The following is a 21,561-nucleotide window of genomic DNA, read 5'->3' as shown; positions in this document are numbered from 1 at the left end:
GGCACAGGGATAAGCTGCATTGCCGTGCTTTGGCTCACTCCGCTGCTGTCGGCGAGGTCAATTAATTTCTCCCTTTCCCCTCAACCCTGTTGGTATGCTCCGTTTGCTACGCCCGCTTTTCGAACCCCTCGTGCTGCTCCACTGGTGGCAGGATGCCCTGCTGATTATCCCTCGCGTGGTGTGCGGCTACCTGCTGACCGCCGAGTTCGGGGTCGCCAAGTTCGGCCTGCCCTGGTCGCCGGCCGATAATAACCTGGAGTTGTTCGAGGTGGCCTTCTGGTTCCCGAATGATGTGGCCGCCTACGGGGGCATCTTCGCGCTGCTGCCGGGCTTCTTCGCCTGGATGGGGGCCGCCAGTGAGGCCGTGGGCGGACTGCTGCTGCTGCTGGGTTTGGGCACCCGGGTGTCGGCTTTTCTGATTAGCTGCACCATGCTGGTGGCCATTTTTATGCAGCAGCTGCCGCAGGGAATGTGGAATACGCTGCCCGCCGCCGGTTTTCTGTGGGCCGCATTGCCCTCGCTGGTGCTGGGCTCCGGCCGCTTCGGTCTCGATTACCTCCTCGCCAAACCCCGCCGCCATGAAAACGCTTAGTTTGCTGCTCCTCATCTTCGGTAGCCTGCTGCTGCCCGGCTGCGTGCAGCCCGCCCACGATAAAACCGTAGTGTACCTGCTCGATGTGCGCGGCCTGCCCGACGTGCGCCAGGTAGGCATCCGGGGCCGCGACAAACCCCTGAGCTGGGGCCAGGACCTGCAACTCAAGCCCACGGGCCCCGATAGTACCCTCTACCGCGCCGTCGTGACGACCCATACCGGCTACCTTATTACGGAAGTGAAATTCACCGTCAATGGCGAGTTTGAATTTCAGGACGCCGACAACCGCCGCATCCAGTTCGGTCCCGGCGACACTACCACGTACCGCGCCCGGTTCAACGTGCGGCCCTGAGGATTGCCAGTACAGTATGCCGGCGTGCAATTGGGGGGCATGGAATTGGTTGCTGCTTCGCCCCGCCAAAGCAGTATTTTACTTCTTCAGCACCAGTTCTGCTTTCGTGATTTTTAGCGTTGGATTGTCGGCCGCCACCAGCCGGGCTTTGAAGGTATAGGTGGCATTTTCCGGAATCCTGACCTCACCGTTCTTACCCGAAAAGCTCCAATCAGTTTTACCGTTAATGGTCGTCTTCACTTCGCCAACGCTCACGTTTTTGTTGGTGGGGTCCAGCTCTGCCTGCTGGAATGCGGCGCCATTCTTCAGGATAAGCACTTGAAACCGGACGGGCGCCTCGCCCTGATAAGACAGGTCCATGTCCGACCAGATGGAAATGGCATCGTCTTTTTTTAGCGGCAGGCTCACTTCGCGAAACGCGTCGTTTCTTGGCGTGCTAATGGTATTGATGGGTAGGCGGGCAATTTCTTTTCCAAATAAAGCGTCGCAGGCACTTAGTGGCGTAGCCAGTAGTAGAACGGTTAGAAATTTTGCTGTTTTCAACGAGGGAAGAAGTTGTTTCATAGTAATTGAGAAAGAAGATGCGGCAAATCATACGGATGTCCGGATTGCCATCCGTATGATTCGCGTTTTGGGACTTTAGTCAGCTCCGGATCAGTGCCCTCTGCTACTCCTGCCTGGCCCGGCTGATGATGCGCCGTTCCCAGTTTTTGCGCTTGGGGGCTATGGAGCCGCGTAGGTATTTCTCCATCACCATCACGGCGCAGGGCGCGGCGGCGGTGGCCCCGAAGCCGCCGTTTTCCAGGTACACGGCCACGGCAATTTTTGGGTTGTCGGCCGGGGCAAAGCCGACGAAGGCGGCGTGGTCGTCGCCCTCGTCGTTCTGCACGGTGCCGGTTTTGCCGGCCACGGTAATGCCCACGTCGGCGAGGCTGGAAGCGTCGGCGGTGCCGCCGCGCTGCATGACGGCCACCATGCCGGGAATGAGGGCCGCGAAGTGGACGCTGTCGATGAGGGTGTGGCGCTTGCGGGTGAAGCGGGGCAGCGGGCCGCCCGTGCCCACGCCGCGCACCAGGTGGGGCGGGTAGTACCAGCCCCGGTTGGCAATGATGGCGGCCATGTTGGCCATCTGTAAGCCTGTCAGGTTGATTTCGCCCTGCCCGATGCTGAGGGAATAGATGGAGCGGTAAGTCCAGCGGCGGCTACCTCGGGTTTTGTCGTAGTAGGCCGGGGTGGGCAGGAAGCCGGGGGCCTCCCGGGGCAGGTCCACGCCCAGCACCGAATCCAGCCCGAAGGAGCGCACGTAGCGCCGCCACTGGGCCAGGTTGGCGTGGCGGGCGGCCACGGTATCCTGGGCCAGCGAGTCGGGCACGCAGTTGATGAGGCTCTGCATCACCTGGTAGAAGTAGGGGTTGCAGCTGTACTTGAGGCCCAGCGTGAGGCTGCGGCCCGGCGGGTGGTGATGCACGCAGCTTACCAAGGATTGGTCGCAGCGGAAGCCGGTGGCGGGGCTGATGGCGTGCATCTGCAGGGCCACGGCGGCATTTACCAGCTTGAACACCGAGCCGGGCGGATTGGCCAGCATGGCGGGGCGGTTGAGCAGGGGCATATCCTCGTGCTCCAGCAGCTCGGCGCGCACACCGGCCTGATCGGGGGCGGTAATCGTGGCCGCGTCAATCACCGGCCCCGAGACGTAGGCCAGGATTTCACCGGTGCGCGGGTCGAGGGCCACGAGGTAGCCTTTACGGCCGCCCAGCAGCTTCTCGGCATAGGTCTGGAGCTTCACATCGAGGGTGAGGTGCAAGTCCTGGCCCTGCTGGAAGGCGGTGTCTTTCGCCCAGCTGCCGTGCTGCCGGCCCTGGGCATCGAGCAGCGGGTGCTGGTAGCCCCGGTGGCCGCGCAGCAGGCCGTTGTAATAGGTTTCCACGCCGCCGTTGCGCAGGCGGTAGAAGCGGCCTCGCCCGGTGCGGCGCGCCTGCCGGTAAAAGCTCTGGGCTTCGGCGCTGAGGTAGCCCAGGGCATGGGCAGCAGCCGGGGAGGTATAGAGGCGGTGGCGCTGCTGCACCAGTTTCAGCCGGGGCCAGGCGGCGCTGTCCTGGCGCACGCGCGCTACTTCGGCGGTGGTCAGGCGCAGCTGTACCGCCTGCCCGCGCGTGCCGGGATAGGGCAGCGCCTCCCGGATGCGGCGGCGTACGGTGGTGGAATCCCAGCCCAGCAGCAGGCCCAGAGCCAGGGTATCGAGCGGGGGGCGTTGGGGCAGCTGCAGCAGAAACTGCGGGCGGGTGGCTACCAGCACCGAGTCGTGGCGGTCGAGGATGCGGCCCCGCTGCGGCAGCTGGGGCAGTACCACGCGGCGGGCGGTGTAGCGTACGCGCACGTCCTGGGCGGGGGGGAGGCTGGTTTGCTGGTCGGGAGAAGAGCAGGCGGCCAGGCCGGCCAGCAGTGCCAGCAGGCCGGTTTGCCACCGGAAGAGAGCAATGCGCATGGGGTAAAGCTAGCCAATTGCCGGGCTTCGAGGGTACAGTTCTCGGTGAAAGAGGCGGCCGGCCGGTTAAGCAACGGCCCCTCTGCCCCCACCACCATTCTTCCCCAAAAAGCACCGCCACCAAAACGCCACCCGAATTTCTCTCTGCGGCGTGGCATTGGCAGGCCGCAAACCTAAGGCTACTCGTCGGTAGCAGCCGGGGCCTGAGGGCCGCCCCCAAACATGAGGGCCATGGTTTTTACCCCGATCTGCATGGCGTCCTTGGTATAGTCGAGCACGGGTGCGGTGGTGGTTATTTTCAGCTCCTTGTCGGTAACGGGTCGGGCCTGCACCGTGGTAAACTCATAGCGCAACTGCTGCTTCCGCTCCTTATCGAAGTACACTACCAGCCGAGTAATGCCGTGCGCCTGGTTTAGGTAGACCGGATGAGCAAAATTCAGGCTCTGCGGTATCTGGCGGGACGTCCATACGTCCAGGGCTACGGGCTTCTCGGAGAGCTGGCCGGGGGCTGCCGGCTTGGTTTCCTCGGCACCGGGCTTGAGGGTGTACGTCGTTTTCTGACTAGGGTAACCAGCCACCAGCACCGTTTCGGGAGTGGTGCGCAGGGTGTAGTCAGTGTCCGTTACCACAATGCTCTGCCAGGTTTTTTCTACCGAGGCAGCATCGTAGGTGTAATTGATGCTTTGGGGTGCCGACTGTGACACGATACGCAGCAGACCTTTGTTGGTGGCCAGGTTGAAGTAGTTTTCGAGGTGGTAGGTAAGGGCGTCGGTGGTGGCGCGCGCCTCCCGGCCCCGGCAGTAGAGGGTGCCTTTGCGCGGCAGCATCATGGCCCCGATGGTCATGGCGGGGCTAAGGTCGGCGGCAGCGGCCTGAAACTGCTGCTGCTCCGCCGCCGTGAGCCGCCCGGCCAACTGTTGCATCTGCCCCTGGATGTTGCCTTTGGCCGGGTCAATCTGGCTGAGGAACTTGTCGTAGGGGTTGCCGGGCAATGACACGCGGGTGGTAATCACGCCCTGGGTAAAATCGGCCACGGCCACTGATGAGGCTACTGGTGCAGGAGCATAGCCCGCAGCGGCCAGCAGCACGCTAAGGGGCAGAACAGACCAGGCAAACGAACGGGAAAGGCGCATAGAGGGGAAAGTGTTTATTCGCTCAAATCTATATAGATAATTCAACTAGAAAACTCAGGGCCACTCAGGGCACCTCGCAACGACTGGCTCTTGGCTTACTCTGCGTAGCGGTGGCGGTACAGCAGCACCCAGGCGGCCAGAAAACTGCCGGTGGCCAGCAGCAGCGTCAGCCCAAACAAATCGAGCAGCAGCAAGCCGATAAACAGCCCGAACACCACCCGCAGGTACCGTTTCAGGTGGTGCCCCAGGTGGTAGAGCACGGCCCGGAACAGGAGCGTGACGCCCAGCATCAGCAGAAAGCCGGTGAGGGCTTTGGGCGGCGCGGCAACGAAGAACAGCCCCAGCGCCTCGGGTAGCAGCAGCAGGCTATACAGGGCCAGCTGCCGGCCGTATTGCCGCGCTTTGCTGTGCGGAAAGTTGCGGGCGAAGCGCAGGTACGTCAGCTCAAACTCGCTGGCCTGGAACACCAGTACCGCGTGAATGAGGGCCCCGCACAAGCCCACCAGCCCCAGCAGCCGCAAATCGGAACGGGAATCGGGGAATACGCCGAGTACCAGGGCCATGCTGATGAGGGAAGCCGCTTTGGTAACGGCGTAGGGCACGCGTTTGCGGAAAACGACTTCAAACAGGAACAGGCTGAACAGTGGCTTGGGCCAGGTGCGCAGCCACGTCAGCCCAACGGCCCGGGCCGGCTCGGCGGCCGGGTTGTTGGTGAGGTCCACGTACCGCCACGCACTGTACCCGATAAGGGCCAGCAGGTACATCGGAATGAGCAGCGGCACCAGCCAGTACCCATACGCCACGCCCACCAGCACGGCGTACCCGCCCAGCACCACCAGCGGCAAGGCCATGACGAGCTGCACCATCGCCCAGGCCCGCAGCTGCCGGGGGCGGCTCAGGGCGTTGAGGCTGTAAAATAGAAAAGCCGCATCCGGTGCTTTCAAACGCGCGCCAACGTATTGCCAGGTCTTAACGCTGTACACCAACAATACGCTCGCAAATAGCCCGACGCCCAGCGGCTCACTGACAGTGGAGATGACCAGCTTCAGCGCCGTTTCAATAATCTGCTCGGGCGTCAGGTGGGTTTGGTTGAGGACGTTGGTATAGAAAAAATTGGTGAAAATGAGGATGAACAGCGAGAGGAGTAAACCGGTGTGTTCCCGGTAAAATCCTTTCGCCAATAGTTTGGTCAGCACGCGGGTGTGGGCGCTGCTCATGCGAGGTGGTGCAGTGTCGCCTGGGCCACCAGAATTTCCCGCACGTTGGGCAGCAACTCCCCTTCAACTGGCTGGTGCGAGGATAACAGAAACGTGGTGCCTGCCTGCTGGTGCTGCCCCGCAATCCAGGCCGACAGAATGGGTAGGGATTCGGCGTCCAGCGTGGTCAGGGGCTCATCGAGCAGGATGCAGGCCGGCCGCCCCAGGAAGGCCAGCACCAGCGAGAGTTTCTTGAGCATCCCGCTGGAATAGGTGCTGATGCGGTCCGGCAGGTAGCCCGTCATGCCCATGCTTTCCACGTAAGGTTCCTCCTGCCAGGCCGGCGCGTTTTTAGCCGATTTGAACAGCCGGATCAGCTCCGTGCCCGTCAGGAAATCGGGAAACACGGGCTCGGCTTCGGCAAAGTTTACGGCGCTGCGGTAGGCCGTCGGGTGCTTTTTGAGCGATATAGCCGGGGGAATCGTCACATCGCCCTCGAAGGAAAGTATGCCGGCCAGGGCCTTCAGGAAGGTACTTTTGCCGGAGCCGTTGTGGCCGCGCAGCCAGTGAATGCCGGAGTCGATGGTGAACTCATCCAGGCGAAGAACGGTGTGGCCGTGGTAGGCTTTGTGGAAGTTGTGAATAGTGAGCATGAGGCACTAACGAATAGGTGGGTAAGCCGCCGCGCAACCCCAGCGTAGTCAATCAAGAGTAAACGGCTAGCAAACAGAACGTCATGCTGAGCGAAGCCGAAGCATCTCTACTGCTTTGTTGCAATAGTAACCCAACGAAGCGGGAGAGATGCTTCGATTACGCTCCGCTCCGCTCAGCATGACGATACGGTTACTGTTGGCTGACTATCTGAGTCGCCCGCTGCTTGTGGCTGCGTCCGCAACGTCGGCTTTGCTCGCTTGTTGCCGCAGCGCGCCATAAAAAGCCTTCGGGTTGCCTGCACATCCGGCGGGGCCGCTCAGCAAAACGCCACCCGGAGCAATCCGGGTGGCGTTGCCTACACCTGTATCGGTTTGGGAGTTGAGTTACTGGGCCGCCGGATACCAGTTGCGCAGCCGGACGTCGATTTTCTTGTTGGCTTGGTTCACAGTTTTCTTGAAGCTTTCCACATCGCTCAGGCCATTCTGGCCCCGGTAGTGATACGGATACACCATGCCCGGCTTGAAGGCCAATACGCCCTGGGCGGCTTGCTGCACGTCCATGGTGTAGGGTAGGTTCATGCACACGAAGGCCACGTCGATGTCCTTGAGGGCGCGCATTTCGGCAATGTCTTCGGTGTCGCCGGAGAGGTACACGTTTTTGCCGCCCAGGTTCAGCACGTAGCCGTTGCCGCGGCCTTTGGTGTGCGGCGCGTCGGGAGCTTCGGGCAGGTTGTACATCGGAATAGCGGCTACACTCATGCCCAGCGTATCGAGCTTCTGGCCGTTGCCCAGCACGCGGACCTGCGCCTTATACTCAGCGGGCAGCTTGTCGGCCACGGCCTGGGGCACGATCATCAGGGCCTTGCCCACGGAAAGGCCCGCCAGCGTTTTCGGGTCGAGGTGGTCGCCGTGAATGTCGGTGATGAGGATAACATCGGGCGCGGCCAGGCCGGCGTAGGCCGCGGCTCCGCCGTAGGGGTCCACGTAAATATTCTTGCCGCTCCAGGTAAATACCACGCTGCCGTGGGTGATGGGCTGCACCGTGAGCGGGCCTTTCTTGGTGGCAATCTGGTCGGCGGCGGCACGCGGGGCGGGGGCGGTTTGGGCCTGCGCCTGAGCGGTAAACGCCAGGGCTGCCGCGAGGATGAGGGTGGATTTCATGGGGTTGCTTGTTGGGGGGAGAAGGGGAACGGGTTGCTAACCCGGGGCGGGGGCGAAAGTTCTGGGGGCGCAGGAGTTGGCGCATAGAAAACGCCGCCCAGATTGCTCTTGGCGGCGTGGTTTGGGGTTTGACGTTTTGCGACAATGGGGGTGCAGCCTCCACATTATGCCTAGTTATGAGTTACTGCTGCGCCAAAATTCGCGTTAGATGGGAATAGCTATTATTTTATATGGTATCTAACTTCAAAGATAAGTATTCTATTCTCGCCATTTTCAATCATTGCTTGAGTTATATCGGAGTTTATAATAACTGTGTCATTACTAAGATCTATTGTTAGATAATCTTGGTATACTTCTTTTATAAGTGTTTGTGCCAGCTCCATAGTGAATCCGTTTCTTATGAAGCAGATGATGGTTTGATTGTCAGTGCCGTACTTTATTTGATTGTAAAAGTTATTTTCAACAAGACCTAGCTCTTTTATTATTTCAATATATTTAACTAGAGTATTATCTATATAGTCAAATTCTTCTTTGACTCTTACGATGGCAAGGTTGATGATTTGCTTGTAGGTCTTTTGAGTGAGATTTATATATCCTCTTGATCCTTGTTTTTGCTCGTGGTTGATATCACCCCATTTGTTGCCTACGTATATTAAAGCGTTGTCAGATAATATCCAATAATTTGCTAGATATACTACCATCTGGCTAAATGATAGAGCGTCCGCCTTCCACTGCAAAAGTATGGTGTAGTATCGCTGAACGCTAGGGGAAGTCATTCTTTTGAAATTATCATCCAATAAATCAATGTCTTTAGTAAAAAGCAATGTTATTGCTCTTACTAAATAAGAAGAAGTGTTTATATCAAATAATAAATTTTCTGCTAAATTTTTCTTTAGAGATTCTTCGTTTTTCTTTATGTCGAAATCATGTACGTTATTTTTGTAGCATAACTGCGCAATTGTTGATTGGGCATAGAATATAGAGTCACTTTTAACCGTATTAGGTTCGATGTTTTCAAGGTATTCTAACGACTCTGCTGCTTTAGACTTCTCGTCATAATCTTCTATATCGTCAAGTTCTTTTAGAAGTACATTGTCAATTTTGTCTGAGATTATCAGGTCTGATCTTAATGAACGTTCGATAAAACCATTGATGTTTGCCTTGCTGCTAACGTATTGTCCTTTGATAAAATATATTGATGGTTCTAGGCGCTGTAAACTGCCTGTTGAGGTATTGAAGATTTCACTAAATCTACATATCCTTCCTGCGAGATTTTTTAATTCTGATTTTGTGAAGTATCTATTGCCAATCTTAGGTGATAGAATAAATAATTTATCTGCTGGAATATTTACTCCTTCTAGTAAAGTTGAGTTTGTGACAATAAAATCGAAATGTTGTTGCTGAGAGAAAGCGCTTTCTATATACAACCTAATAATGTCGGGGACCGATCCATGGTGATATACTACGCCATTCTTAATGCAATCAATAAGGTAATATTCGGGGTGTACATACTCTGTAATTGATGCTATTAGTTCATTAATGAATTTGTTCAAGACATTATATGGCTCTATTTGTGATGCTTTTATTGAGAAATTTTCTATATCTCGTGGTTTATTTATATATACAATATTTTTAGTTGCTTTGTAAGTATTAACGAATTCTAAATCGCTGGTTTTATTGAATTTCGTTATTGAAATAAATTTATTTGTGAACTGGTCATAGAGTTCTAGATGTCCATTATTTTGAACGTCAATGGAGAAATATTTCTCTATCTTTATGAACTCTTCAGTCTTCTTGTAGGATAGTTGTTTAGATGAGTATGGGGATTCTAAGCTATGATTGTTTGCTATGAATGGGGAGAAAAAATTAATAATAGAATTCGGGTTTCTCTTCCTTGTAATTAATAAAACTTGGGCTAGCAAGATTGCTCTGTCATCTCCTTTTAATAAATTATGCGCTTCGTCTACGAGAAGAAGGTCGAGTGTGAAATCAGGAAATTTTTGTGTTAACCTCAATAACCTCTCCTGAGTAAGAATAGCAATAAAGCTTTCCTGATTATCTAAGTACATATCAGGATGAGTAATTATTTTGTTTATTTCATTGTGTAAATTATTATTGATTATACGTCGTTTGGTTTGCGCTAATAATGATTTTGTCGGAACGATTACGCAGACTTTTTTAGATTTATTCTTCTTTACCTTATCTATGATTATTTCTGATTTCCCGTAAGAGGTGGGTGCAACCAATACAAAGTCGCCTTCGGTTGAATCAACAAAGTCAACTAACTCTTGCTGACCTTCCGACAGGTAAACACCATTGCGAGAATAATTTTCTTTATAGGATGATAGAAGAGTATTGAAGAAGCTATTGTCAGATCTATCGGTTTTAAGAAAATTTAATTCAATATATTTAGCAACTGGTATGTATCCTTTGTTTAGAGCCACGTCATATAACGGTTTGTAATCATTGGATTGATTACAGTATGATAATATAATTCTGTATCCTAGCTTTTCTAAGCTCTCGTCGAGTGTATTAAGAAATATTATTGCGGATTTTAGTAAAAGTTTTTTTTCATTATTAATCAATTGTTCTATTTGATTTGATATTAATTTATTATAAGCTGTTTCAAAAATAGTGTTACTGATATTTCTTCGGATTCTTGCGATGTTAAGGGAATTAGTGTCCATCTGTGATACCTGCTTCTGATTTTAGGAAATCTTCTACTTTCTTCAATGTGCTTTTTTGTATTGAGAATATGATTGCACTGGCAATGCTAGGTCGACTACTTAGGTTTTTCCACAGCTTGTTAAGTGATTCTTGTGTCATTCTTTCCTTGACGTCATGATAAAGTACAGACACTAATATTGCATTTCTAGGCATATCATTTTCATTGTTGCTCATAGGCGAGTTTCCTGTTAAAAGATCTTGTACGCTAATTTGTGATTCTGAATCTATTGTCATATAAGCATCAATGATTGCGCTTTCCCATAAGGATTCTCTTTTGCTATCAAACATATCTGTGATGCCATTGATAGCCCTTGTGAGAAGTTCAAAATTGTAATTGTCAGCGCTAGCACCTGCACTATCTCCTGACTTTACTTCTGAATACCATAATGAATTTTTATTGTCAATATAGACAATGTCGAAACCTTTCTTGATGCTTCTCTCTTCTTTGTTTTTATAAATAGATATAGTTCGAAGGTTTGATAGTGTGTCGCTAATTAGTATATGTGCTAATAGCTCGCCTATCATTCCTTTCTTGGTTTCGTTGCTTTTATCCTTGTATCTATCGAAAAAGCATTTCAATGTATTTGTATACGTATGATAATTTGGTCTGTTTTTTACCGCTTCTGAGCCATGAAATATATTCTGTAGATTGGTCTTTATTTTTTCTTTAATACAGTCGCTGAACTCATCTACATGACATATGATGCGAGGATGATCATTCGTGATATTTATACCGTTTATGGGCATTTTACTTTGTTATTTTTAGGGTTTAACCATAAAAAAGAGGTGCTAGTCACTAACTGATGGCATAGTAACTAGCACCTCATAGGTTCCTAGGTGCAATATATTTGATATACTCTACATATTCCTTCTATACTGCCCCCCAACCTCAAACAGCGCATTCGTAATCTGCCCCAGGGAGCAGAACTTGGCGGTTTCCATGAGGGCCTCGAAGAGGTTGCCGTTGGCCACGGCCACTTGCTGCAGCTGCTTCAGGCGCTGCTCGGTGGTGGCGTGGTTGCGGGCGTGCAGGGCCTGGAGCATCGTAATCTGGTACTGCTTTTCCTCCTCCGTGGCGCGGATTACCTCGGCGGGTACCACCGTGGGGGAGCCGGAGGAAGAGAGGAAGGTGTTCACCCCGATGATGGGATACTCGCCCGTGTGCTTGAGCATCTCGTAGTGCATGCTTTCCTCCTGAATCTTGCCGCGCTGGTACATGGTTTCCATGGCCCCCAGCACGCCGCCGCGCTCCGTAATCCGGTCGAATTCGGTGAGGACGGCTTCTTCCACCAGGTCGGTCAGCTCCTCGATGATGAAGGAGCCTTGCAGCGGGTTTTCGTTTTTGGCCAGACCCAGTTCCCGGTTGATGATAAGCTGGATGGCCATGGCCCGACGCACCGAGGCCTCGGTGGGCGTGGTAATGGCCTCGTCGTAGGCGTTGGTGTGCAGGGAGTTGCAGTTGTCGTAGATGGCGTAGAGGGCCTGCAACGTGGTACGGATATCGTTGAAGTCGATTTCCTGCGCGTGCAGGCTCCGGCCGCTGGTCTGGATGTGGTACTTCAGCATCTGGCTCCGGGCGTCGGCGCCGTACTTGAGCTTCATGGCCTTGGCCCAGATGCGGCGCGCCACGCGGCCGATGACGGCGTACTCGGGGTCGATGCCGTTGGAGAAGAAGAACGAGAGGTTGGGGGCGAAGTCGTTCACGTTCATGCCCCGGCTCACGTAGTACTCCACAAACGTGAAGCCGTTGCTGAGCGTGAGGGCCAGCTGAGTAATGGGGTTGGCCCCGGCCTCGGCAATGTGGTACCCCGAAATGGAGACGGAGTAGAAGTTCCGCACCTTGTTGGTGATGAAGTACTGCTGCACGTCGCCCATCAGGCGCAGGCTGAACTCGGTGCTGAAGATGCAGGTGTTCTGGGCCTGGTCTTCCTTCAGGATATCGGCCTGCACGGTGCCGCGCACCTGGCTCAGGGTGCGGGTTTTGATGGCGAGGTACACGTCCTGGGGCAGCACTTGGTCGCCGGTTACGCCCAATAGCATGAGGCCCAGGCCGTCGTTGCCCTGGGGCAGCTCGCCCTGGTAACGGGGGCGGGGCTGGCCTAGCTCTTGGTAAATGGCCTCAATCTTCTGGCTAACCTCGTCTTCCAGTCCGTTTTCCTTGATGTACAGCTCGCACTGCTGGTCAATGGCCGCGTTCATGAAGAAGGCGGCAATGGTGGCGGCGGGGCCGTTGATGGTCATCGACACCGATGTCATCGGGTCGGCCAGGTTGAAGCCGGAGTAGAGCTTCTTGGCGTCGTCGAGGCTGCACACGCTCACGCCGCTGTTGCCAATTTTGCCGTAGATGTCGGGCCGGTGGTCGGGGTCTTCGCCGTAGAGCGTTACCGAATCGAAGGCCGTGCTCAGGCGCTTGGCGGGCAGGCCCATGCTCACGTAGTGGAAGCGGCGGTTGGTGCGCTCGGGGCCACCTTCGCCGGCAAACATGCGGGTGGGGTCTTCGCCCTCGCGCTTGAAGGGGAACACGCCGGCCGTGTAGGGGAACTCGCCGGGCACGTTTTCCTGGAGCTGCCACTTCAGCAAATCGCCCCAGGCGGTGTAGCGGGGCAGAGAAATCTTAGGAATCTGCTGCTGGGAGAGGCTGGTGGTGTGCGTCTGGATGCGGATTTCCTTGTCGCGCACCTTAAAGATGAACTCGGGGGCTTTGTAGGCGGCTACCTTCTGCGGCCAGGTCTCCAGGAGCTTCCAATTTTGCCCATCCAGACGGAGCTTGATTTCCTGGAAGGTGCTCTCCAGGCCGGCCACGAGGCTTCCTGCTCCGGGTGCGTGGCTGCCGTGCCCGCTGCCAGATCCGCCAGGGGCGGTGTTTCCGAGGCTTTCAACGGCTCCGACGGCTTGTCGGATTCCATAGAGCTGCTGAGCAACGTCAGCTTGTTTTTGAACCCACTGGTCATACTGGCGGTTGGTTTCGGCAATTTCAGACAAATACCGCGTGCGGTGCGGCGGAATGATGTAAATTTTCTCCGAATCCTCCTGGGAGGTTTCGAGGTGGGAGGCGAAGGGCACGCCGGTCCGGGCTTCTACGGTAGAAAGCACGGCGCGGTACAGGCGGTTCATGCCCGGGTCGTTGAACTGCGAGGCAATGGTCCCGAACACGGGCATCGAATCCAGCTGTTTATCCCAGTGGCCGTGGTTGCGCTGGTACTGCTTGCGCACGTCGCGGAGGGCGTCGAGGGCGCCGCGCTTGTCGAACTTGTTGAGGGCAATGACGTCGGCGAAATCGAGCATGTCGATTTTCTCCAGCTGGGTGGCCGCCCCGTACTCGGGCGTCATCACGTAGAGGCTGGCGTCGGAGTGCTCGATGATTTCGGTGTCGGACTGGCCGATGCCGGAGGTTTCGAGGATGATCAGGTCGAAGCCGGCGGCTTTTACCACGTCCACGGCGTCCTGCACGTACTTGCTCAGGGCCAGGTTGCTCTGGCGGGTGGCCAGGCTGCGCATGTACACCCGGGGGGAGTTGATGGCATTCATCCGGATACGGTCGCCGAGCAACGCCCCGCCGGTTTTGCGCTTACTGGGGTCAACGGAGATGATGGCAATGGTTTTCTCGGGGAAGTCCATCAGGAACCGCCGCACCAGCTCATCCACGAGGCTCGACTTACCCGCGCCGCCGGTGCCGGTGATACCGAGGATGGGAGTGGTGGTAGGGTGTGAGGGGGTGAGGGTAGGCGTTTGGGAGTTAGTGGTATCGGCTCCATTTTCGCTCTGCTGAAACTCCGCCACCAGCTGGCCTTTCACGCGCTCAAACTCCTCGGGGAAGTTTTCGGCGGCGGAAATGAGGCGGCCGATGCTGCGGGCGTCTTTGTCTTTCACGTGCTTCACCTCGCCGTTGAGGTGCTGGCCGGTGGGAAAGTCCGACTGCTGGAGCAAATCGTTGATCATGCCCTGGAGGCCGAGGGCGCGGCCGTCGTCGGGGGAGTAGATGCGGGTGATGCCGTAGCCTTGCAGCTCGGCAATTTCGGTGGGCAGAATGACGCCGCCGCCGCCGCCGAAGATTTTGACGTGCCCCGCGCCGCGCTCCTGGAGCAGGTCATACATGTACTTGAAGTACTCGTTGTGGCCGCCCTGGTAGGAGGTAATGGCAATGGCCTGGGCATCTTCCTGAATGGCGCAGTCCACGATTTCCTGCACCGAGCGGTTGTGGCCGAGGTGAATTACTTCGGCGCCGCTGCTCTGGATGATGCGGCGCATGATGTTGATGGCGGCGTCGTGCCCATCAAACAAGGCAGCGGCCGTGACGATGCGGACGTGGTTCTGAGGCTTATAGGGAGCTACGGGAGCTGGGTGCATACGCGCAGGGCAAAGTGGGTGGAATTGGAGGGGTGAAGGTACAAAAAAAGCCCCGGCGGGGTAGCGCGGGGCGGATTGTTGGGGAGTGCTCTATCTTTAATATTTGCTAGGCGCCTGCTGGCAATAAGTCAAGTGCTCTGGCCTGAATAATATTTATATGGACGATATAATTTCAAAAAGCCAACTGTTGGAGGCCTACCGTAACGGCCAACGCCACTTCGAGTTTATAGAACTGAGTACCGAAGAGGATTTTAGTAATGTCGTGCTCAGTGGAGCTGTCTTTAGGCGCTGTTGGATGGAAGTGCTGTTCGTTAGCTCTGACTTATCCAATTGTCAGTTTATTGAGTGTTGCTTGAAAACGGCAGATTTCAGATATGCCAACCTGACGAAGGCTGTCGTAACTGGCTGCACTATCGAAAGCACTCGATTTCAGCACGCAGTTGTTGATGGCTTCGTCTTCAGCCATAATTCAGCTTATGGGCAAGACAGTGGGCAGGAGGATTTCGATAACTGGATTCATTGCACCTAACAGACTTCGCCGGAGGGCCTGTTGCCCGAGTGTCATAAGCTGCTGACGGGTTGGCAAGGGCTGGTGGCCGGGTGGCAATGCGTTCTGACCGAGTGACATTGCGCTCTGACGGGGTGACAATGGGTACTGACCTAGTGGCAATGGGCACTGACGGGGTGGCAAGAGCTTCTGACCTAGTGGCAATGAACACTGGCGAGGTGGCAAAGCCTATTGACGAGGTGGCAATGGCCGCTGCCCGCGTGACAAGAGCCAATGAAGGGGGTGACAATGCCTCGTGACTTACGCGCAATGGCATCTGACCGGCTCACAATGGCTGCTATCGAGTTGAAAGAAGGGCGTTCCGGTCCGGCGGGCATAGCCCGTCGGGCCGGTTGCCGCGTGCTGACGTTGTTCCGTTGTCGGGCGGGTGTCAGCTACCTTCAACCGGCCCGACGGGCTACGCCCGCCGGACCGGAACGCTGAGCGTAAGTTCCTGCATAGGTTATCGTAATTCCGAGAGGCGCAGCCGGAAGCCGGGCAGTACCGGTTCGCCGGCTAGCTCGTTATCAAAGCCCTGCACAGTTTCGGGCTCTGACTGGCCGGGGCGGTAGAGGTAGGCCGTTTCGGTTTCGGGGTTGAGCAGCCAGGCCAGCTGTACGCCGTTGCGGAGGTAGTCCAGCATTTTGGCTTGTAAGGTCTTGAGCGAGTCGGTGGCCGATTTCAGCTCCACCACGAACTCCGGGCACACGGGCGCAAACTTATCCTGCTGCGCGGGCGTCAGGGCGTTCCATTTGGCGGCCGAAACCCAGGACGCATCCGGCGACAACACGGAGCCATCGGGGAGGGTGAAGCCGGTGTTGGAGTCGAACACTTCCCCCAGGTGCTCGTGCTGAGCAAACCAACTGTACAGTTGCCCGGTCAGGCGGGCGTTGCGTTTGCCGGAGCGGCTGCCAGTGGGTGACATAATTAAAATCTCGTGTTGGGCCGTCCGCTCGATGCGCAGGTCGGCGTTCAGCTGGCAGAAGTCGAAGAACTCGTCGTCCGACATATTCGCCAGCACCGGGCTGCGGAGCGTGATGACGTCTTCGGTGATGGTAGGGCGCATAGGACTGAGCGAGTTGTCTTCCGGAAGATACGTAAAACGCTTGCTGCCCGCCTACTCCGTGAGCACCGTGAAGTAGAGGCTGGGCTGCATGGCATGGATGGTCCAAGCGGCCTGGCTGTTCTCGCGCTCCACCATCACCTGCTTCCGCTCCCGGGTGACGGGGATGGAGAAGTACTTGTCCCAGGGGTTGGTTTTCTCGCTTTGCAGCCACTGAATGGTGGCCATCACGGGCTGGGCCTCCAGGGTGAGGGCATAGGGGCGCAGGTCCACCGTGAGCCAGCCCTGCTGCCGGTTGGTGGTCAGCAGCTGAATATCCCGGGACAGCAAAGCGCGGCCGGGGCGGCCGTTTTCCACGGTGTACAGGTTCAGCCGGAAGCGGAGCTGCTCGTAGTTGTTGGCGGCCAGGTACACGTGAAACTCCTCCAGGTAGGTGGGGCGGGTGGGGCGCAGCAGGGTGCCCAACTCCCAGCCCCACTCGTCGTCCACGGTTTCCTTGCCGCTGGAGCCGCCGGTCCAGTGGACGTCGCCCTTCTCCTTGTTGCGGCCCAGCAGCGCCGGATGCACGCGCGGGTGCTCCACTACTACGGTTCCAAGGGCCTGCTCCTGGGGCACTACCTTGAAGATACGCTGCCCGGCGGCCAGTGCCGCCGGGGCCACGGCCGTGCGCGAAAACCCCACGGAGGTAACCACCAGCGTATCGCTCAGGCCGGCGGGCAGGCGCAGCAGGTAGCGGCCCTGCTCGTCGGCCACCGTGCCGATGCCCCGGCCGGGTACGCCCAGGGTGGCAAAGGGCACCGGCTCGTTGGTGCGCTCATTGAGCACCTGACCTTCCAGAATAGCGGTCTGAGCGTACAGCGCCGCTGGCAGGGTACTTATGAACAGGCTAACAAACAGCCGACGAATCATGGGAGGGGGTAGTAACAGCGCGGATAACTACCCGAAGGTAAGCCGGGCCCGGGCAAATTCGATGAGGTATGCGGGCCGGTTCAGGCAGCCGCAAGGCTAACCCGTTGGCCTGATGAAATATGGTGTTTTTCGCTTATTAAACAGGAAGTTGGAAGCCGATGAACTGCCCGGACGGGTAGTGGCCGCAACGCATCTACGACCGCCTATTCGGTCCTGGATTCCGGCGCGAAAATTCGGGGCATTAGTCCGGCCGGTAACCACAACGGCCGGACCACCCCGTGGGGCAGCCCGGCCGTTAGTGCCGAGGGCAGGCCGCGCCGACGTTACGCCGGCTCCTTGTCCTTCTTCTTGGCTTTGGACTTGATGTCCGGAATCATGTTGTGCGGGTTGAGTACGAACTTCTTGGCCACGCCGCTGTCGAATTCCTCGTAGCCGCGCGGGGCATCGTCAAGGCTGATGACTTCCACGTTCACAGCTTTGGCAATCTGCACCTTGTCGTAGAGGATGGCCTGCATGAGCTGGCGGTTGTAGCTGAGCACGGGCGTCTGGCCGGTGTGCAGCGAGTGGCTCTTGGCCCAGCCCAATCCGAAGCGGATGGACAGGCTGCCTTTCTGCGCGGCTTCGTCTTTGGAGCCCGGGTCCTCGGTCACGTACAGGCCGGGAATGCCGATGGAGCCACCCGCCCGCGTGATTTCCATGAGCGAGTTGAGCACTGCCGCCGGTACTTCCGTCTTGGAGTCGGTGCCGTGGCCGCTGGCCTCAAAGCCCACGCAGTCGATGGCGCAGTCGATTTCCGGTACGCCCAGAATCTGGGTAATCTGCTCGGTGAGGGTGGCGTCCAGGGTCAGGTCCACGGTTTCGCAGCCGAAGGAGCGGGCGTGGGCCAAACGGGCCTTATTCATGTCGCCCACAATCACCACGGCCGCGCCCAGCAGCTGCGCCGAGGCGGCGGCGGCCAGCCCCACTGGGCCGGCCCCGGCCACGTACACCGTCGCGCCCGGACCCACACCAGCCTTCACGGCGCCGTGGAAACCGGTCGGGAAAATGTCGCTGAGCATGGTCAGGTCCCGGATTTTCTCCATGGCCTGGTCTTTATCAGGGAAGCGCAGCAGGTTGAAGTCGGCGTAGGGCACCATCACGTACTCGGCCTGCCCGCCAATCCAGCCGCCCATGTCCACGTAGCCGTAGGCGCCACCGGCGCGGCCCTCGTTCACGGTCAGGCAGATGCCGGTTTTCATCTCGCGGCAGGTGCGGCAGCGTCCACACGCCACGTTGAACGGCACCGATACCAGGTCGCCCTTCTTAAGGAACTCCACGTCGGCCCCCATTTCAATGACTTCGCCCGTGATTTCGTGGCCCAGCACCAGGCCCGAGGGGGCCGTGGTCCGGCCGCGCACCATGTGCTGGTCGGAACCACAGATGTTGGTGGACACCACCTTCAGCACCACGCCGTGCGTGATTTTCTTGCCTTTGGGGTTTTTCAGCTCCGGAAAGGCAATGTTCTGCACCTCGACTTTGCCGGGGCCGGTATAAACTACACCTCTGTTATCAGCCATAATAAAGTACGTGAAAGGGTGAGCAAAACAGAAATCCGGGCAGCCTAGCCGCGGGGCCAGCCATTGACAATGGCCTGCATGCCCGCTTCAGCTACGGTGTGGTCGTTTTCCACAGAGTCGCCGGATACGCCAATGGCCCCGATTACGCGGCCGTTGCTGTCTTTAATCGGAATGCCACCAGGGAAGGTGATGAGGCCCAGGTTGGAGTGCTCGATGCCGAAGAGCGAGCCGCCAGGCTGCGAAAGGCCGCCAATGGCCCCGGTGGGCATGTCGAAGAAGCGGGCAGTTTTGGCCTTCTTGATGGAGATGTCCAGCGAGCCGAGCCAGGCATCGTCCATGCGGGCAAAGGCCGTCAGGTTGGCGCCGGCATCCACCACGGCAATGTTCATCTTCACGCCCATTTCCAGGGATTTTTCGTGGGCGGCTTTGATGGCGGCCTGGGCTTGTTCGAGGGTGAGGCTCATAAATTGGTTGGGAAGGATTAAGTGAAAGAACAGTCCTCGCTACAACGCCAACCGGGCCGTGATGTTCGGACGCTACCGACCGGTTGCGACGATCCGTGCGCTTTTTGCGACGATATTGTACCGTTGAGCTGCTCGTGCTACTGTGGTTAGTCGGTTCGGCACGCGCAGGTTGGCCGGTAAGCCGGGGGTAGCGGGTCACCCGGCGCGAGGAATGAGGCCCATTTTAGCTTTTCCCGGGCCTTTGCCGTATCTTCGCCCTCGGAAAAAACCGCCTCTAGTGAAGAACATCCGCAATTTCTGCATCATCGCCCACATCGACCACGGTAAGAGCACGCTGGCCGACCGCCTGCTGGAATTCACCAGCACTGTCTCCAAGCGCGACATGCAAGCGCAGCTGCTCGACAACATGGACCTGGAGCGGGAGCGGGGCATTACCATCAAGAGCCACGCCATTCAGATGCAGTACCCCTACAAAGGGGAAATCTACACGCTCAACCTGATTGACACCCCCGGCCACGTCGATTTCAGCTACGAAGTGTCGCGCTCCATTGCGGCCTGCGAGGGTGCTTTGCTGATCGTGGATTCGTCGCAGGGCATCGAGGCCCAGACGATTTCCAACCTCTACCTGGCCATCGGTTCTGATCTGACCATCATCCCGGTCCTCAACAAAATCGACCTGCCCCACTCCATGCCGGAGGAGGTCAGCGACGAAATCGTGGACCTCATCGGCTGCGACCGGGACGAAATTATTCCCGCCTCGGGCAAGTCGGGCATCGGCATCGAAGCCATCCTGAACGCCATTTGCGAGCGGGTGCCCGCCCCCAAAGGCGACCCGGACGCGCCGCTGCAGGCTCTGATCTTCGACTCCGTTTTCAACTCCTACCGCGGTATCGAGGTTCTGTTCCGCATCAAGAACGGCACCATGAAAAAGGGCGACAAGCTCCGCTTTATGGCTACCGGCAAGGAATATGGCGCCGATGAAATCGGTATTCTGGGGCTGAACCAGGAGCCGCGCCTCGAAATCGGGGCTGGCAACGTGGGCTACCTCATTTCAGGCATCAAGGAAGCCCGCGAAGTGAAGGTGGGTGACACCATCACGCACGTCGCCCGGCCTACTTCCGAAGCCATTCAGGGTTTTGCGGATGTGAAGCCGATGGTATTCGCCGGTATCTACCCGGTAGAAACCACCGAGTACGAGGAGCTGCGCTCGTGCATGGAAAAGCTCCAGCTCAACGACGCCTCGCTGGTATGGGAACCCGAAACGTCGGTGGCCCTGGGCTTCGGCTTCCGCTGCGGATTCCTGGGCATGCTGCACATGGAAATCGTGCAGGAGCGCTTGGAGCGCGAGTTCAACATGACGGTGATTACCACCGTGCCCTCGGTACAGTTCCACGCCACCGGCACCAAGGATCAGCGCTTGGTTATCAACGCCCCGAGCGAGATGCCTGAGCCGAACATGATCAAGCTGATCGAGGAGCCTTACATCAAGGCCCAGATCATCACGGCCGCCGATTACGTGGGGCCTATCATCACGCTGTGCATGGAAAAGCGCGGTATCATCAAGGGACAGTCGTACCTGACTTCCGAGCGGGTGGAGCTGTCGTTTGAGCTGCCGCTGTCGGAAATCGTGTTCGACTTCTTCGACAAGCTTAAGACCATTTCGCGCGGTTACGCCTCGCTCGACTACGAGCTGATCGGCTTCCGCGAGTCGGACATGGTGAAGCTCGACATCATGCTGAACGGGGAGAAGGTCGATGCGCTGTCGGCCATCGTGCACCGCTCCAAGAGCTACGAGTGGGGCCGCCGCCTCTGCGAAAAGCTCCGCGAGCTACTCCCGCGCCAACAGTTCGAAATTGCCATCCAGGCCAGCATCGGGCAGAAAATCATTTCGCGGGAAACCGTGAAGGCCCTGCGCAAAAACGTAATTGCCAAGTGCTACGGCGGCGACATCAGCCGCAAGCGCAAGCTGCTCGAAAAGCAGAAGGAAGGCAAGAAGCGGATGCGTCAGGTCGGCTCCGTAGAAATTCCGCAGGAGGCCTTTTTGGCCGTCCTCAAAATCGACTAACCAAGTGGAACGCGCCCCATCGGGGCGCGTTTTTTTTGTGCGCACAAAACGTATTTCCCACCTCATACACTTCTTGACAGGGCGTGTTATGATTTACTCATCTTAAGACATGTCCTCAACCCTTCTCAAGAACTGTACGAGCCAGGAACAGCTGGAAAAGATCATCAAAGGCCAGGAACGCAAGTTCCGGTGGCGCGACGACTGGCCCGCGATGGAAGCCGCCCTGCAGGCTGCCGGCACCGCCGCCATCGCCGCTCACGAAAGCAAGAAAACCTCCGACCAACCCCAGGACCCTGCTTAACGACTAACCC

General features: G+C 56.8%; 18 protein-coding genes. 5 read left to right on the top strand and 13 right to left on the bottom strand.

What is annotated here, in order from left to right:
* The first annotated feature begins 94 nt into the window (after positions 1 to 94).
* Both EI293_RS16935 and EI293_RS16930 read left to right on the top strand, forming a co-directional pair.
* The gene (locus EI293_RS16935; protein ID WP_125439735.1) at positions 95 to 592 is read left to right on the top strand and encodes a DoxX family protein; all 498 of its coding nucleotides are present in this window, start codon (positions 95 to 97) and stop codon (positions 590 to 592) included.
* Positions 579 to 944: a hypothetical protein gene (locus tag EI293_RS16930; RefSeq protein ID WP_125439734.1), complete on the top strand. Its 366-nt coding sequence runs from the start codon at positions 579 to 581 to the stop codon at positions 942 to 944. The genes EI293_RS16935 and EI293_RS16930 overlap by 14 nt, the downstream gene beginning before the upstream one ends.
* A 78-nt stretch (positions 945 to 1,022) precedes the next feature.
* Here the strand turns inward: EI293_RS16930 and EI293_RS16925 are convergent, their stop codons facing one another.
* The 9 genes from EI293_RS16925 to EI293_RS16885 form a co-directional block, all read right to left on the bottom strand.
* On the bottom strand, positions 1,023 to 1,508 hold the full coding sequence (locus EI293_RS16925) for a hypothetical protein (protein ID WP_246010707.1): 486 nt from the start codon (positions 1,506 to 1,508) through the stop codon (positions 1,023 to 1,025).
* A 103-nt stretch (positions 1,509 to 1,611) separates the two neighbouring features.
* Positions 1,612 to 3,429: a peptidoglycan D,D-transpeptidase FtsI family protein gene (locus EI293_RS16920; protein ID WP_125439733.1), complete on the bottom strand. Its 1,818-nt coding sequence runs from the start codon at positions 3,427 to 3,429 to the stop codon at positions 1,612 to 1,614.
* A gap of 179 nt (positions 3,430 to 3,608) precedes the next feature.
* The gene (locus tag EI293_RS16915) at positions 3,609 to 4,562 is read right to left on the bottom strand and encodes a hypothetical protein (RefSeq protein WP_125439732.1); all 954 of its coding nucleotides are present in this window, start codon (positions 4,560 to 4,562) and stop codon (positions 3,609 to 3,611) included.
* A 95-nt stretch (positions 4,563 to 4,657) separates the two neighbouring features.
* A complete protein-coding gene (locus EI293_RS16910) occupies positions 4,658 to 5,779 on the bottom strand; it encodes a hypothetical protein (protein WP_125439731.1) in 1,122 nt (373 codons plus the stop codon).
* A complete protein-coding gene (locus tag EI293_RS16905; RefSeq protein WP_125439730.1) occupies positions 5,776 to 6,411 on the bottom strand; it encodes an ABC transporter ATP-binding protein in 636 nt (211 codons plus the stop codon). Before EI293_RS16905 ends, EI293_RS16910 begins: the two co-directional genes overlap by 4 nt.
* Positions 6,412 to 6,795: 384 nt before the next feature.
* A complete protein-coding gene (locus EI293_RS16900; protein ID WP_125439729.1) occupies positions 6,796 to 7,572 on the bottom strand; it encodes an MBL fold metallo-hydrolase in 777 nt (258 codons plus the stop codon).
* 221 nt (positions 7,573 to 7,793) lie between these two features.
* A complete protein-coding gene (locus EI293_RS16895; protein ID WP_125439728.1) occupies positions 7,794 to 10,259 on the bottom strand; it encodes a DEAD/DEAH box helicase in 2,466 nt (821 codons plus the stop codon).
* Positions 10,249 to 11,046 (bottom strand): Hachiman antiphage defense system protein HamA, encoded by a 798-nt coding sequence (locus tag EI293_RS16890; protein ID WP_125439727.1) that lies wholly within the window; start codon positions 11,044 to 11,046, stop codon positions 10,249 to 10,251. Before EI293_RS16890 ends, EI293_RS16895 begins: the two co-directional genes overlap by 11 nt.
* A gap of 111 nt (positions 11,047 to 11,157) precedes the next feature.
* The gene (locus EI293_RS16885; RefSeq protein ID WP_125439726.1) at positions 11,158 to 14,646 is read right to left on the bottom strand and encodes a methylmalonyl-CoA mutase family protein; all 3,489 of its coding nucleotides are present in this window, start codon (positions 14,644 to 14,646) and stop codon (positions 11,158 to 11,160) included.
* Positions 14,647 to 14,803: 157 nt separating this feature from the next.
* On the opposite strand from EI293_RS16885, the gene EI293_RS22655 reads away from it, so the two are divergent.
* Complete coding sequence (locus tag EI293_RS22655) at positions 14,804 to 15,175, top strand: pentapeptide repeat-containing protein (RefSeq protein ID WP_125439725.1); 372 nt, start codon at positions 14,804 to 14,806, stop codon at positions 15,173 to 15,175.
* Between the two features lie 481 nt (positions 15,176 to 15,656).
* On the opposite strand, the gene EI293_RS16875 is transcribed toward EI293_RS22655, so the two are convergent.
* The 4 genes from EI293_RS16875 to EI293_RS16860 form a co-directional block, all read right to left on the bottom strand.
* Positions 15,657 to 16,259, bottom strand: a complete 603-nt coding sequence (locus tag EI293_RS16875; protein WP_246010704.1) for a Uma2 family endonuclease — start codon at positions 16,257 to 16,259, stop codon at positions 15,657 to 15,659.
* Positions 16,260 to 16,310: 51 nt separating this feature from the next.
* Positions 16,311 to 17,165 carry a carboxypeptidase-like regulatory domain-containing protein gene (locus EI293_RS16870; RefSeq protein WP_125439724.1) on the bottom strand — a complete coding sequence of 285 codons (855 nt, stop codon included), beginning with the start codon at positions 17,163 to 17,165 and terminating at the stop codon, positions 16,311 to 16,313.
* A 323-nt stretch (positions 17,166 to 17,488) separates the two neighbouring features.
* Complete coding sequence (fdhA, locus tag EI293_RS16865) at positions 17,489 to 18,721, bottom strand: formaldehyde dehydrogenase, glutathione-independent (protein ID WP_125439723.1); 1,233 nt, start codon at positions 18,719 to 18,721, stop codon at positions 17,489 to 17,491.
* 44 nt (positions 18,722 to 18,765) lie between these two features.
* On the bottom strand, positions 18,766 to 19,185 hold the full coding sequence (locus tag EI293_RS16860; RefSeq protein WP_125439722.1) for a GlcG/HbpS family heme-binding protein: 420 nt from the start codon (positions 19,183 to 19,185) through the stop codon (positions 18,766 to 18,768).
* Between the two features lie 277 nt (positions 19,186 to 19,462).
* On the opposite strand from EI293_RS16860, the gene lepA reads away from it, so the two are divergent.
* Both lepA and EI293_RS16850 read left to right on the top strand, forming a co-directional pair.
* Positions 19,463 to 21,250: a translation elongation factor 4 gene (gene lepA / locus EI293_RS16855; RefSeq protein WP_125439721.1), complete on the top strand. Its 1,788-nt coding sequence runs from the start codon at positions 19,463 to 19,465 to the stop codon at positions 21,248 to 21,250.
* A gap of 109 nt (positions 21,251 to 21,359) precedes the next feature.
* A complete protein-coding gene (locus EI293_RS16850; RefSeq protein WP_125439720.1) occupies positions 21,360 to 21,551 on the top strand; it encodes a hypothetical protein in 192 nt (63 codons plus the stop codon).
* The last annotated feature ends 10 nt before the right edge of the window (positions 21,552 to 21,561 follow it).

Source organism: Hymenobacter perfusus, from assembly GCF_003944765.1.
Taxonomy (GTDB): domain Bacteria; phylum Bacteroidota; class Bacteroidia; order Cytophagales; family Hymenobacteraceae; genus Hymenobacter; species Hymenobacter perfusus.
The sequence above is the reverse complement of the archived record's forward strand: the minus strand, read 5'-3'. Positions and strand labels throughout refer to the sequence as shown.